The sequence below is a fragment of the Rossellomorea sp. SC111 genome (assembly GCF_024733565.1).
Taxonomy (GTDB): Bacteria; Bacillota; Bacilli; order Bacillales; family Bacillaceae_B; genus Rossellomorea.
In genome coordinates this window covers 106,439-118,643 of sequence record NZ_JANIOC010000007.1, presented here as the reverse complement: position 1 = coordinate 118,643, position 12,205 = coordinate 106,439, and the positions used below count along the sequence as shown (strand labels likewise).

Sequence of the window (12,205 nt, the reverse complement as noted above, 5' to 3'; positions counted from 1 at the left end):
TGGTATATAAAAAATTGAAATTCGCCTTAGTAAAATTAGCGAGTTTCACTTTTTCTTTCCCTCTCAACCTGATCTCCCAACCAGCTTGAATTGTGCTCTAAAAAGGTATCCTTAAATGCAACAGGCAGGTGGTTTATTCAATCCAGCAATAATGGATGTTTCATCACGTTATAACTCACATCTTTGTTCTTCAGTTCGTTTCCGTCTTCAAATACACTTTCAAAAAAACGGGATGCCGGTTCTGCGAGTTCTTTGTAGTATTCTCCGAACAGAGTGGCTGCGTGGGCCCCGAGCCATTTTACAGGCAGGAGTTCTTCCGGCAGGCCTGGGTCGACGAAGAGGAATTTCCGGTATTCATGGACGAGCTTCGTTCTTTCCACGAAGCATTCGGCATCGCTCATTTGCCCTTTACTGATTTTACTCTTATCAATCATATATTGTTGGCTGTAACGGGAAATGAATTCCTGGTAGCGGTCATTGATTTCGTTCAGGTCCCAGCTCTTTTCTATTAACCGTTGATTGTCATTCGGACCTTTATGTTCTGCGATGAAAAAATCGACGTACTCTTTAATCTCGTACTTATCGATAAGGGATTGCACTTGTTTCTCCAGGTTGTTGGGAGAAATCCACGTACTCGTCGACAGTGTTCCAAAACCGCTCCAAACCAGCTCTTTTCTCAATTCATCACGGATACTCCTGATCTCTTCAGGAATGGAGTACATAAGGATCCTCCATTTACCGTCCCACTGCTCAGGCTTCAGCTTAAATATCCTGTTTGCCGCTTCTTCCATACGGATCTCGCCGCGTTCAGTCAGTGAGTAATAGCTTTTGTTCCCTTGTTTCTCCGCCTGGACCCATCCCTGCTTGTTCATCCTGGAAATCGCGGCACGGACGGCCTGATCATTATGACCAAATTCATTCAGCAGGCGAATCAAACTGCCAATCCAAATTTTATTTCCGTAATGGCGGATATAGTCCCCGTATAGTGTAAAGATCATTGATCTTGTATTCATCGCTGCCTCTCCTTTTATCCTATTGCATTCATTTATGACGTTAATTTTACGTTTAATTAATATAATATCACAAACATTTCGTGAAAATAAATGAATATTCTTATTCTAATGTGAAACGAACCCATCGAATATATTAAAATGGTAAATAGCATAACAGAAAGGAGCAACATATGGACCTACAAAAATATGACCCTCCTGAAGACAGGGTCATCATGAAATCCCGGTGGACGGATGAGGGATATGTTCAAAAGATCTTTCATAAATCTGAGAAAAAAGAAGTAGAACTCACCATTCCCTTTGAAGATATGAAAGAAGTTTTGATCGGTTACTCCCTTCTGGTATTACCTAATCCGGATAGGCAAAGATCTTCAGTCGACATCTATAGGATTGCGGCTAAAATCGTCATCAAATATCAAGTGAATGACCAAAGTGAAGACTATCTACTATTTCTATCTGAGACACAAAAAGATTTAGCAACCTGGCTGCAACGGATAAAGGAAATGAATGCATCGGTCTATGTGACGAAATGGGACCTCTATCAAGTCCCGGCCGAGGACTATCGTTCCCATTATGAATCTATTATAAAAGAACCCTTTACGGACGAGGCACAGTTACCAAACGTCCTCGATACGACGAAAGATCATCAGGAACACCCTGTTTGGCGTCCACCATCCTTTTATCAAAGAAGGGAGCACAAACAGACCATCTGGGATGAAAGAATAAAGAAACTCACATTATTTGTGTTTCTCTCAAATTTCTTCGTTTCTTTATTATGGATGCCTTTTTGGAGACTTGATGACGAAGGGACTTTTTCTAACGGGATGTTTTTATATTTTGCTGCCATCCTTATGATTTATATTTTTGGCAGTTATGTGCGTAAGAAGCAACCTGTCTACCAGTCTCTCTTCGATACGATCCTATTGAGTGGTGCATGGTTCGGTGGATTGCTGGGCGCAAAACTATATACATCTGTTCCAAATGAAATGTTCTATGCCCTTTACGTGAATGTCATTACCTTCTCTATCTTCTTGAATGGAATATTCTTCATTGGCAGAATCCCCGTTACGAAAAAGAATAAAAGATCGGTGACACATTGAAGGACAGGCTCTGGGGGAGCCTGTCCCTCAATGATACACCCTCAACATTTCCAGCATCTTCACAAAATCATACGTGTTCACTACCTTTTCCTTGGACCAGTTTGCCTCGATCCAATTTACAAGTTCCTCCTGACTGTTGAACACTTCCCCGCTCGTGTCAGCCTTCCTGATCATAAATCTGCCGTTATCTTCATCTGCGACTACAAGACAAGGAATCTCACTTTCGACTGTCATGATTTCAAATTCCATCTTTATCACCTCACCTCTATCCTTTCTAAAAAAGAAAACTCTTAATCACAAAAAGCCCTGCAAAAACAGGGCACTTACGATTCTATATTCTCAACGAGGGTCGCGATTCCCTGACCTACTCCAATGCACATGGTGGACAGGCCATAGCGTACCTTCCTTTTCTTCATTTCATATAAAAGGGTGGTGAGGATACGGGCTCCACTGGCTCCGAGCGGATGACCGAAAGCGATGGCACCTCCGTTGACGTTGACGATTTCTTCGTTCAGTCCGAGTTCACGGATGCAAGCAAGTGACTGGGCAGCGAAGGCTTCATTCAGCTCCACTAGTCCAATCTGGTCCAGGGCTAGACCTGAACGTTTCAGGACCTTCTGTGTCGCATAGATCGGCCCCAGGCCCATGACTGAAGGCTCCAGTCCCGCAGTGGCTGACGTCACGTAGCGGGCAAGTGGCGTAACGCCTAATTCTTCCGCCTTTTCCCTGCTCATGAGAAGAAGGGCCGAAGCACCATCATTCACACCGGAAGCATTCCCTGCTGTTACCGTCCCTCCCTGGAACAGGGGCTTAAGTTTCTGCAGCTTCTCACTATTGGTGTCGGGTCTTGGATGTTCATCCATCATAAAGGTAGAGACATTTCCTTTACGATCACGAAGCTCCACCGGTACAATTTCTTCTTTAAAACGTTCTTCATCCATGGCACGCTTCGCCTTCACCTGACTCCAATAGGCAAAGTGATCTTGTTCTTCACGGGAAATCCTGAATTGTTTCGCTACGTTTTCAGCCGTTTCCGGCATGGAGTCGGTCCCGTATCTTTCTTTCAGACGGGAGTTGACGAAGCGCCAGCCGATCGTCGTATCGAACATTTCCATATTTCCTCTCGGGAATTCTTTTGAAGGCTTAGCCATGACATATGGGGCACGCGTCATGCTTTCGGTACCACCTGCAATGAAGGCCTCCCCTTCTCCTGCTAAAATGGCCCTTGCTGCATAGTTGACAGCATCGAGTCCAGAACCGCACAGACGGTTGATGGTCGTTGCACCGACTTCGACAGGAAGACCGGCAAGGAGAGTCGACATCCGTGCGACATTCCGGTTATCCTCTCCGGCACCGTTGGCGTTTCCAAGTATCACTTCTTCAATCGTATCGACGGGTACGAGGGGATTCCGTTCCACAAGGGCTTTTATTACGTGGGCTCCCAAGTCATCGGGACGCACTTCTTTTAATGCTCCTTTATACCTTCCAATCGGGGTGCGGACGGCATCGACAATGACAACTTCCCTCATGACTGATGCTCCTTTTCCTTTGTTTCTGAATAATCATAGACCCCTTTGCCTGATTTTCTGCCAAGGCGGCCTGCCTTTACATACTTCTCTAGCAATGGCGCAGGACGATACTTCTCGCCAAGCTTTTCATGAAGATACTTTAGATTATTCAAGCGTGTATCCAACCCGACTAAATCCCCCAGCTCAAAGGGACCCATTGGGTAGTTGAGGCCGAGCTTGATCGCTTTATCAATTTCCTCAGGGGACCCCAGTCCTTCCTGGAGCATATAGAAGGCTTCATTCCCGACCAGTGCCGATATCCTGCTTGTGACGAAACCGGGAAACTCATTGATAATCACTGTTTCTTTCCCCATTAGGCGGGCAACCTGCCCGATGACCTCCGCTGTTTCATCGCTTGTTTCCAATCCCCTCACGATTTCGACGAGTGGCATCTTATGTACAGGATTGAAAAAGTGCATGGCAATCACTTTATCCGGCCGTTTCGTAAAGGAGCCGATTTCAGTCGGACTCATGGTGGACGTATTGGTCGCAAGATAGCAATACTCAGGTGCATGGGCATCCAGTACTTCAAATACGCCACGCTTGATGTCTGTTTTTTCCGGAACGGCTTCGATGACCACGTCGGCATCCCTGACGGCAATCGATAGATTCGATGAATAGCTCATCAGTTCTTTTGCTTCAATATACCCCTGCTGAGTGAGCTTGTTTCTTTCGATCCCCTTCTGGAGTAGGAGCTCAATCTCTTCTCTCGCATGATCCAACTGCTCTTGTTTAATATCAACCAGTGTGGTCCTGAATCCACCTGTTGCACTTACATAGGCAATCCCTCTACCCATCACACCGGAACCCACTACCACGATATGCTGTGACATACTTTATTTCCCCTTTCTTGCAATAAGGGGTTGACCCTGATAGGACAACCCCCTGCTTGATGTTGGTTTTTTATACGCCAAATGGATTTAACGGACGGTTTCCGAAGTACGAAATGATACTCTTCGTTTCAGTATACAGATCCAGGGTTTCAACGCAGAGCTCACGGCCGAAGCCGGACTGCTTGTAGCCTCCGAACGGAGTCCCGGGGAATGCAGAGAACGGACAATTCACCATGACGATTCCTGCCTGGATCGCTTTCGATACTCTTGTCGCACGACCATGATTTTGAGTCCATACGGCTGAACCGAGTCCATATTCGCTATCATTCGCCAGTTTGATCGCTTCTTTTTCATCCTTGAACTTCATCACAACCACGACAGGTCCGAAGATCTCTTCTTTTACAACCTTCATATCATGATTCACATCTGTGATGATGGTAGGCTCATACCAGTAGCCATTTTCGAAGCCTTCCACCTTGGCTGTACTTCCCCCGGCTAAAATCGTTGCTCCTTCTTCTTTGGCAGACTGAACATATCCATCAATCGTATCCAGCTGACCCTGGTTGATGATTGCCCCGATATGCGTTCCTTTGTCATGGGGATCAGCAAGTTTCAGCTTCTTCGTCTTTTCAACGAATTTCTCCATGAACTCATCGTAGATGTCTTCATGGACATATAATCTGGAACGCGCTTCACAGGACTGCCCTGTATTATAGAAGATTCCGAACAGGGAACCGTCGACGGCTGCATCCACATCGGCATCATCAAATACGATATTAGGGGATTTCCCGCCTAATTCAAGAGTGACCCTTTTTAATGTTTGGGAGGCTTTTTCCATGATATTTTTACCGATCGGAGTGGAACCGGTGAAGGCAACTTTATCTACCTTTTCATGCTCCACTAAGTAGTTACCGACAGAAGAACCCGCTCCAGGGATGATGTTGACGACCCCTTCCGGAACCCCTGCTTCAATGCAGATCTCCCCAAGTACGATGGCCGTGAGTGGTGTGAGCGTTGCCGGTTTCACGACGACCGAACAGCCTGCTGCGATGGCAGGTGCGATTTTCCATGCAGCCATCATTAATGGATAATTCCACGGGATGATCTGGGCACAGACACCGACCGGTTCTTTCTCGGCGACGTTTGTGAATTGACCAGGTACGTTATTGACCGTTCCGCGGTGACCCACGATCGCACCTGCATAGAATTCAAAGTCTTCGATTGCCTGCATCACTTGACCTTGTGCCGCGGATAGCGATTTCCCGCTGTCCATGATTTCAAGGGATACAAGTTCATTGAACCGGGATCTCATAATGCCTGCAATTTTATTGAGGACACGGGAACGTTTATTGATCGGGAACTTTTTCCACTTACCAAAATCAAATGCATTCCTTGCTGCCTCCACCGCTTTTTCCGCATCTTCTGTTGATGCCAATGAAACGGTGGCAATCGCTTCACCAGTTGCAGGGTTGTACGTGGTGAATGTTTCTTCCGCTGTGCTTTCCATACGCTGACCGTTGATCACCAATGAATAATGTTCTCTTTTCATTTCAAGGACTTCAAAGCTCTGCTCTTTTACTGTAGACATCGTTCCATCTCCTTTTAGGTTGGTTTATTTTCCGTGAAAGGCTGGTCTTCTTTTTTCCATGAAGGCTGTCACACCTTCGCGATGATCTTCTGTCTGTCCTGCTATCCGCTGGGCACAGGCTTCTTTTTCTAAGTATTCGTTGAAGGAAAGCTCTCCGCTCCCCTTCAATAAGCGCTTCATCAAGCCGATTGCCTTTGTCGGCATGGAAGCGATTCTTTCTGCGAACGTAGCCGTCTCTTCCTGCCACTCATCAACCGGGACGATTTTCGTGACGAGGCCAAGTTTTTCTGCATCAATTGCTTTGATCTTCTCACCGAATACGGCAAGTTCAAGTGCTTTCGCATATCCGACAATCTTCGATAAGTAATACAGATTCCCTGAATCCGGGATCAATCCAACGTGGACAAATGCTTGAACAAAGCTCGCTTTCTCTGACACGATCCTGAAATCACATGCAAGTGCCAGACTGAACCCCGCCCCTGCAGCCACTCCATTGACAGCGGCGATGACAGGTTTTTCACACTGCTCTATTTCCTTCACCATCGGTCCATAGTTATGCCGCAGTACTTCTCCGTGATCCATTCTTTCATCCACTTCACTCAGGTCCTGCCCGGAACAAAATGCCCTGCCTTCTCCCGTGATGACGATGGCCCTCACGTCTTCATTTCGCGAAGAATCCTTCACAGCCTTCTGGATTTCCAGATTTAGTTGGCGGATAAAGGCATTCAGTTTATCCGGTCGGTTAAGGGTGATCCAGGCTACGTTATTTTTCACTTCATAGTTAATCGTTTCAAACATACTGCAGCCTCCTTATTTTCCTTTGAAATCAGGCTTGCGTTTTTCCACAAAAGCTTTCATGCCTTCTTTCTGATCTTCAGAGGCAAAAAGCAGATAGAAGTTCTTACGCTCATACTGCATTCCTTCATAAATCGAGGAATCCACGGCTTTATGAACAGACTCCTTGATCAAGCGAAGGGAAAGGGGAGGCTTGGCAGCCAGTTTCCTCGCAAACTTCTCTGTTTCTTCCATTAATAACTCTCTCGGGATCGTCCGGTTGATGACTCCCCATTCGAGTGCTTGGGAGGCTGTAAACATGTCTCCCGATAATAGCCATTCCATAGCACGTGATTTCCCGATCAGTTTCGTGAGCCTTTGCGTCCCCCCTGCTCCCGGCATGACCCCGAGATTCACTTCGGGAAAGCCGAAGCTTGCATCCTCCGTTGCGAATAAAAGGTCACAGCAAAGGGCAAGCTCAAATCCCCCACCTAACGCAAACCCCTGGACCGCTCCGATGATCGGCTTCTTGATCCAGGCCAGACGGTCCCATTCGGTGAATTGATTCAAGAGCTCCAGATCAATGGCGCCGTCCTCTGCCATTTCATCGATATCGGCTCCTGCAGCGAACGCTCTCCCACTGCCGGATAACACCATCACCTTCACATTGTCGTTCCGGTCAAATGCTTCGAAAGCATGGACGATCTCAGATACCATGGGACGATTGATGGCGTTCAGGACTTTCGGTCTGTTCAATTCGATGAAACCAAGTCCGTCCCTCTCGCTCACTACGATATATTCGTACTCTTTACTCATTCACTTCTTCGCCGATCATGAGGGTGACGAGATCTGCGGCAAAGCCCATAAGGTCCTTCCCGGAAGCTTTTCCTTCATCGGATTTCATGGCTGCCTTCAGTGCTTCATGACTGTCATAATACATTTCGCACATTAAATAATATTTTCCTTCTCCGCCCATCGGAGATCCTACAATCCTTGTAACGTCCATCTTCTTCAAGCCAGGGATCTTCGCTGTGATCGGACCGTGGGTGTTGAAGTAGTGCTCATCGAATTTCTCTTTATTTTCAGGGTGCTTATATAACGCGATCAGTTTTACCATAATGGAATCTCTCCTTTGATTTTCAGTAGTTTACTAGATTTTTTTACATCATCGTGGATATAGGTTTCATGGCTTCGAACGGGTTCCGGCACTGTTTACAGTAGAGGATGCTTCTACAGGCGGTCGGCCCGAACAGGTTCTCCATGGAGGTATAGGGGGAATCACAGTACGGGCAGTGAATCTCCCAATCTTCTTCCCCTGTAAAATGTTCTGGCGGCGGCGCGATGCCGAATTCCTTCAGCCTCTCCCGGCCATTCTCGGTCAACCGCTCCGAGGTCCAGGGCGGGGAGTAGACAAATTGTACCTGTACAGATTGAATTCCCAGCTGTTCCCTGCATGCTTTCTCCACATTGCCTTTAATGATATCCAGTGCAGGACAGCCTACAAAAGTGGGAAGAAGCTCGATCACAAGAGTTTCTTCCTGATGATCGACGCGATTGACCATTCCGAGATCCACAATGCTGATGGAATCGATTTCAGGATCTTTCACAGTTTGAAGAACATCTAAAACGGTTGCAGTCATTTTCCTTCATCCTTTACCAGCTTGCTGCCGGGTTTGTTTGATAGACTTCGCTTAAGGTCGAAAGTGCCGTATCCAGTTCAGGGGTGTGTTCACCTAAGCGTCCATTCCCCTTTTTCATGCTTACAATCGGTGGAAAAGATAGTTGACATGTTTGGAAGACGGGCTCTAGTGCGAGCTCCCAACGTTTTGTTAAACTTTCTTCCCCTTCGATCAAAGCCATAAGAGACATTTCTTTCCCCCTTGGCCCCAAGGCCAGGACTCCCCCGAATTCTTCCAGTACTCTATCCATTGCCTTATTCATACGCTCCCTTGCTTCCCCACCTGCATTCATTAACTGTATGAACCAGGTTTTCCAGTGAAGCAGGTGATAGTACAATTCTGTGTTGATCTTGACGGCCATTTCGGCAAGTGGTTGATAGGAAGAATTCTTAAGCGCGTCGATCCGCACTTTTTTCGCCACACTGTAAAAATAATGACGCACCACAGCAAAGGCCCAATCATAGCGTGGCTCCTCCATATAGTTACCGGGACCATTCACTTCCTCAAGGAGAATGGCATTTCTTCTTTCTGCCGCTTTCCGACCATGGGCGAGATGGTCCTGATCGCCTTCCCCCAACTCTTCAAGAAGCTGATAAAACATGGTCGCATGCCCCATCGTATCCTGATTGATGGAAGAAAACGCGACATCTTCTTCGATATGGGGAGCAAGCCCCAGCCATTCAGATCCCCGGTAAGCAAGGATGAAATCGTCATCCGCCAGCTGATATAAGAGGCTCAAGAGGGCTTCCTTGTAATCTGCATTCGGAATGTCCTGTGGACGTTTCACGTTCATTTCTTCTTCACCAACTCTCCCCATGACATGATTTCTTTCTCATCCAGCATTTCCTGCTCGTACTGTCTCCACTTCTTTTTCAAATAGCCGTAGCCCTTGGCGTTACGGTAATCTTTATTATCAAGACGGGAGACACTCTCTCTTTCTTCAGGCGTCATCATCCGTACATCCGCCCGTTTCACGACCCAGATATCCGAAACCGGTTCCCTTCTCATGAAATTCTCTTGAGCCATCACCATGGCAAGCTCATGGTTGGGAGCCAGCAGACTGAACTGATGCTGCATCTGTGCCCCGTCCGACCGTTTACTGAACACTTCAAATTCCTGATAAAAGTTCTGACCCTTGTCTGACATGTCTTCTCATTCCCTTCTAACTTACTCGGTCACCAGGGCTTAACGCTTCCCGGACCCATGCATTGTTATCGTAGGATAATTCCCTTAAACGGAGACGGTCCTTCGATTTCGGCCCGTTGTTGCGAATGATTTCCTTAAAGCGGCTCCAGTCGGGCTGCTTATAGATCCATAAATCCTGCCCTTCATCAAAGTACATCGTTTCATCCGGAAGTGTCAGTCCCAATGACAGTATTCTTGGAACATATTTCGTGAAAAAGTCCTGACGAAGCTGTTCATTGGTTTTCGTCCGGATGTTGTACTTGATGGTAATATCCTGCTTGGAAGAGCCCGTTGTCTTCGCATCCCCCGGCCCGAAGAACATCAGAAGCGATTCCCACCAGCGGTCCACCGCATCCTGGACCAATGCTTTCTGATCAGGCGTTCCTTCTGCGAGAGCCATGATGATTGCCTCACCATGCTGGGCATGGAATACCTCTTCGGCACAAATTCTCTTCAGCGCCCTGGCGTACGGTCCATAGGAAGCATGAAGCATATTCGTTTGCGTAATGATCGCCGCCCCGTCCACGAGCCAGCCGATCAATCCTGCATCCCCCCAGGTCGGTGCCTCCATATGAAAGACGTTATGAAACTTCAAATCTCCGGAAAACAAATCTCTCATAATATTCTCTCTCGTTTTCCCATAAGGCTTCATCAAATCTTCCGCTACACGGAGCAATAGCTGTCCGTGTCCCATCTCATCCTGAACCTTTGCCATGATCCCCAGTTTTCTTCTGAGGGTAGGCGCTTTCGGGACCCACTCCTTCTCAGGGAGCGCCCCCATGATTTCACTGATGCCGTGCATGGATATCAGCTTGATCAGCGCATTCCGGTATTCATCCGGCATCCAATCATCGGCTTCTATTTTTTCGTCATTCTCGATCTTTTTCATAAAACGAGCCATACGCTCATCTTCCGTCAATGGTTGATTTGTCAAGACGTCACTCATAACTGCCCCTCCTTTATCACACAAATACCACGTTATAACTAATCCGTGTGATAGGTATTTTTTTCAAAAAAATTTATTGAAGCATGGCTTCTCCTCTAAGATCGACAATCCGGATAGCTTTTCCTTCTGAGCGGGGTATTTCCCTTGGTGCTCTCACTTTGACATCCATGGAAACATAGCAACGATCTTTCATCAGGCTCTTCACTTTTCTTTCCAGTTCATTCAGGCGATCATGATGTAAGTCGTTCGACACCCCACTAAAACATTCATCCGTCACCTCAACCTGCAGCTCCACCAAATCCAGTGCCCCTTTTTTCTTCAAGTGAACTTGATAATGTGGTGCAAGCTCATTTATCTGAAGCAGAAAATGCTCCATTTCAGATGGGAACACGTTCACTCCTCTGATAATGAGCATGTCATCGACTCTTCCTTTCACCCTGGACATCTTCACCGTTGTTCGTCCACATGAGCATGTTCCGTGCTGAATCGAAGCGATATCGCCGGTTCTATACCGGATGATCGGAAAGGCTTCCTTCGTTAAGCTCGTAAACACAAGCTCCCCGACTTCCCCTTCCGGAAGGGTTTCTAACGTATCAGGATTAATAACTTCAACGAGGAAATGATCCTCTGCAATATGGAGGCCGTCCCGCGCTTCATGACATTCCATGGCAACCCCGGGTCCGATGACTTCACTTAACCCGTAGATGTCGCATGCTTTAATATCCATCTTCCGCTCCAACGTCTTCCTCATTGAATCCGACCATGGCTCGGCTCCGAAGATTCCGTACTTCACAGAAAGGGAAGCCGGATCCTTTCCCTGCGCCTCCATTGATTCGGCTAAATTGAGAACGTAAGAAGGCGTACCGCATATGATGGACGGCTTGAAGTCTTCCAATAATGTGATCTGCCTGGACATGTTCCCTCCTGACACCGGAACTGTGATCATCCCGAGCTTCTCACTTCCATAATGAAGGCCCAATCCACCGGTAAATAAACCATATCCATATGCGTTATGCAGGACATCCCCCGGTTTCCCGCCTGCCATGGCAATCGCCCGCGCAACGATCCCACCCCACATATCAATATCATTCTGGGTATAGCCTACGACTGTGGGCTTTCCACTCGTACCGCTTGAAGCATGAACCCTTACCATTTCCTCACGCTCTACGGCAAACAGGCCGAATGGATAATGATCACGAAGGTCTTTTTTAATTGTAAGCGGTAACATTTTCAAGTCTGACAAAGACTTTATATCTTCCGGCTTGATGCCCCTTCTCTCAAACTGTTCCCGGTAAAAGGGAACTTTCTCATAAACGACTGAAGCAACATGTTGCAGTCTCTCTAGTTGAAGGCGCTCCATTTGCGATCGACCGGCAGTTTCAACCTCGTGCAAAATCAATGTATCGGCCTCCCTGTCATGATATAAAAATATATTTATATAACGTTATTTATTCGTTTATAAAAATATGTGTTATATGTATCTACTCAAAAGATAACGTGTCTATTGGAAATTGTCAATATA

At 46.8% G+C, this 12,205-nt stretch carries 14 protein-coding genes; 1 reads left to right on the top strand and 13 read right to left on the bottom strand.

Annotation, left to right across the window (positions count from 1 at the left end; translation table 11 throughout):
* Positions 1 to 137 precede the first annotated feature (137 nt).
* The gene (gene paaX, locus NQ095_RS10895; protein ID WP_258263492.1) at positions 138 to 1,013 is read right to left on the bottom strand and encodes a phenylacetic acid degradation operon negative regulatory protein PaaX; all 876 of its coding nucleotides are present in this window, start codon (positions 1,011 to 1,013) and stop codon (positions 138 to 140) included.
* Between the two features lie 170 nt (positions 1,014 to 1,183).
* Between paaX and NQ095_RS10890 the strand changes: the two genes are divergently transcribed.
* Positions 1,184 to 2,110, top strand: coding sequence for a hypothetical protein (locus tag NQ095_RS10890; RefSeq protein ID WP_258263491.1), 927 nt, complete (start codon positions 1,184 to 1,186; stop codon positions 2,108 to 2,110).
* A gap of 27 nt (positions 2,111 to 2,137) precedes the next feature.
* On the opposite strand, the gene NQ095_RS10885 is transcribed toward NQ095_RS10890, so the two are convergent.
* The 12 genes from NQ095_RS10885 to NQ095_RS10830 form a co-directional block, all read right to left on the bottom strand.
* The gene (locus NQ095_RS10885; protein WP_219167958.1) at positions 2,138 to 2,359 is read right to left on the bottom strand and encodes a hypothetical protein; all 222 of its coding nucleotides are present in this window, start codon (positions 2,357 to 2,359) and stop codon (positions 2,138 to 2,140) included.
* Between the two features lie 74 nt (positions 2,360 to 2,433).
* Positions 2,434 to 3,639, bottom strand: coding sequence for a thiolase family protein (locus NQ095_RS10880; protein WP_258263490.1), 1,206 nt, complete (start codon positions 3,637 to 3,639; stop codon positions 2,434 to 2,436).
* Positions 3,636 to 4,511: a 3-hydroxyacyl-CoA dehydrogenase gene (locus tag NQ095_RS10875; RefSeq protein ID WP_258263489.1), complete on the bottom strand. Its 876-nt coding sequence runs from the start codon at positions 4,509 to 4,511 to the stop codon at positions 3,636 to 3,638. Before NQ095_RS10875 ends, NQ095_RS10880 begins: the two co-directional genes overlap by 4 nt.
* Positions 4,512 to 4,581: 70 nt before the next feature.
* Positions 4,582 to 6,099 carry an aldehyde dehydrogenase family protein gene (locus tag NQ095_RS10870; protein ID WP_258263488.1) on the bottom strand — a complete coding sequence of 506 codons (1,518 nt, stop codon included), beginning with the start codon at positions 6,097 to 6,099 and terminating at the stop codon, positions 4,582 to 4,584.
* A 24-nt stretch (positions 6,100 to 6,123) separates the two neighbouring features.
* Entirely contained in the window at positions 6,124 to 6,897 is a 774-nt protein-coding gene (locus NQ095_RS10865) for an enoyl-CoA hydratase-related protein (protein ID WP_258263487.1), read from the bottom strand.
* Between the two features lie 12 nt (positions 6,898 to 6,909).
* Positions 6,910 to 7,689 (bottom strand): enoyl-CoA hydratase/isomerase family protein, encoded by a 780-nt coding sequence (locus tag NQ095_RS10860; RefSeq protein WP_258263486.1) that lies wholly within the window; start codon positions 7,687 to 7,689, stop codon positions 6,910 to 6,912.
* Positions 7,682 to 7,990: an EthD family reductase gene (locus tag NQ095_RS10855; protein ID WP_060671523.1), complete on the bottom strand. Its 309-nt coding sequence runs from the start codon at positions 7,988 to 7,990 to the stop codon at positions 7,682 to 7,684. Before NQ095_RS10855 ends, NQ095_RS10860 begins: the two co-directional genes overlap by 8 nt.
* A gap of 43 nt (positions 7,991 to 8,033) precedes the next feature.
* A complete protein-coding gene (gene paaD / locus NQ095_RS10850) occupies positions 8,034 to 8,513 on the bottom strand; it encodes a 1,2-phenylacetyl-CoA epoxidase subunit PaaD (RefSeq protein WP_258263485.1) in 480 nt (159 codons plus the stop codon).
* A gap of 13 nt (positions 8,514 to 8,526) precedes the next feature.
* Entirely contained in the window at positions 8,527 to 9,345 is an 819-nt protein-coding gene (gene paaC, locus NQ095_RS10845; protein WP_258263484.1) for a 1,2-phenylacetyl-CoA epoxidase subunit PaaC, read from the bottom strand.
* On the bottom strand, positions 9,342 to 9,698 hold the full coding sequence (paaB, locus tag NQ095_RS10840) for a 1,2-phenylacetyl-CoA epoxidase subunit PaaB (RefSeq protein WP_258263483.1): 357 nt from the start codon (positions 9,696 to 9,698) through the stop codon (positions 9,342 to 9,344). Before paaB ends, paaC begins: the two co-directional genes overlap by 4 nt.
* Before the next feature lie 16 nt (positions 9,699 to 9,714).
* Entirely contained in the window at positions 9,715 to 10,683 is a 969-nt protein-coding gene (paaA, locus tag NQ095_RS10835) for a 1,2-phenylacetyl-CoA epoxidase subunit PaaA (protein ID WP_258263482.1), read from the bottom strand.
* 73 nt (positions 10,684 to 10,756) lie between these two features.
* A complete protein-coding gene (locus NQ095_RS10830) occupies positions 10,757 to 12,082 on the bottom strand; it encodes a phenylacetate--CoA ligase family protein (protein WP_258263481.1) in 1,326 nt (441 codons plus the stop codon).
* Positions 12,083 to 12,205 lie beyond the last annotated feature (123 nt).

Bases quoted from the DNA above. Each gene is read 5' to 3' on its own strand.
- paaX (WP_258263492.1), bottom strand. From the start codon at position 1,013: ATGAATACAAGATCAATGATCTTTACACTATACGGGGACTATATCCGC.
- NQ095_RS10890 (WP_258263491.1), top strand. From the start codon at position 1,184: ATGGACCTACAAAAATATGACCCTCCTGAAGACAGGGTCATCATGAAA.
- NQ095_RS10885 (WP_219167958.1), bottom strand. From the start codon at position 2,359: ATGGAATTTGAAATCATGACAGTCGAAAGTGAGATTCCTTGTCTTGTA.
- NQ095_RS10880 (WP_258263490.1), bottom strand. From the start codon at position 3,639: ATGAGGGAAGTTGTCATTGTCGATGCCGTCCGCACCCCGATTGGAAGG.
- NQ095_RS10875 (WP_258263489.1), bottom strand. From the start codon at position 4,511: ATGTCACAGCATATCGTGGTAGTGGGTTCCGGTGTGATGGGTAGAGGG.
- NQ095_RS10870 (WP_258263488.1), bottom strand. From the start codon at position 6,099: ATGTCTACAGTAAAAGAGCAGAGCTTTGAAGTCCTTGAAATGAAAAGA.
- NQ095_RS10865 (WP_258263487.1), bottom strand. From the start codon at position 6,897: ATGTTTGAAACGATTAACTATGAAGTGAAAAATAACGTAGCCTGGATC.
- NQ095_RS10860 (WP_258263486.1), bottom strand. From the start codon at position 7,689: ATGAGTAAAGAGTACGAATATATCGTAGTGAGCGAGAGGGACGGACTT.
- NQ095_RS10855 (WP_060671523.1), bottom strand. From the start codon at position 7,990: ATGGTAAAACTGATCGCGTTATATAAGCACCCTGAAAATAAAGAGAAA.
- paaD (WP_258263485.1), bottom strand. From the start codon at position 8,513: ATGACTGCAACCGTTTTAGATGTTCTTCAAACTGTGAAAGATCCTGAA.
- paaC (WP_258263484.1), bottom strand. From the start codon at position 9,345: ATGAACGTGAAACGTCCACAGGACATTCCGAATGCAGATTACAAGGAA.
- paaB (WP_258263483.1), bottom strand. From the start codon at position 9,698: ATGTCAGACAAGGGTCAGAACTTTTATCAGGAATTTGAAGTGTTCAGT.
- paaA (WP_258263482.1), bottom strand. From the start codon at position 10,683: ATGAGTGACGTCTTGACAAATCAACCATTGACGGAAGATGAGCGTATG.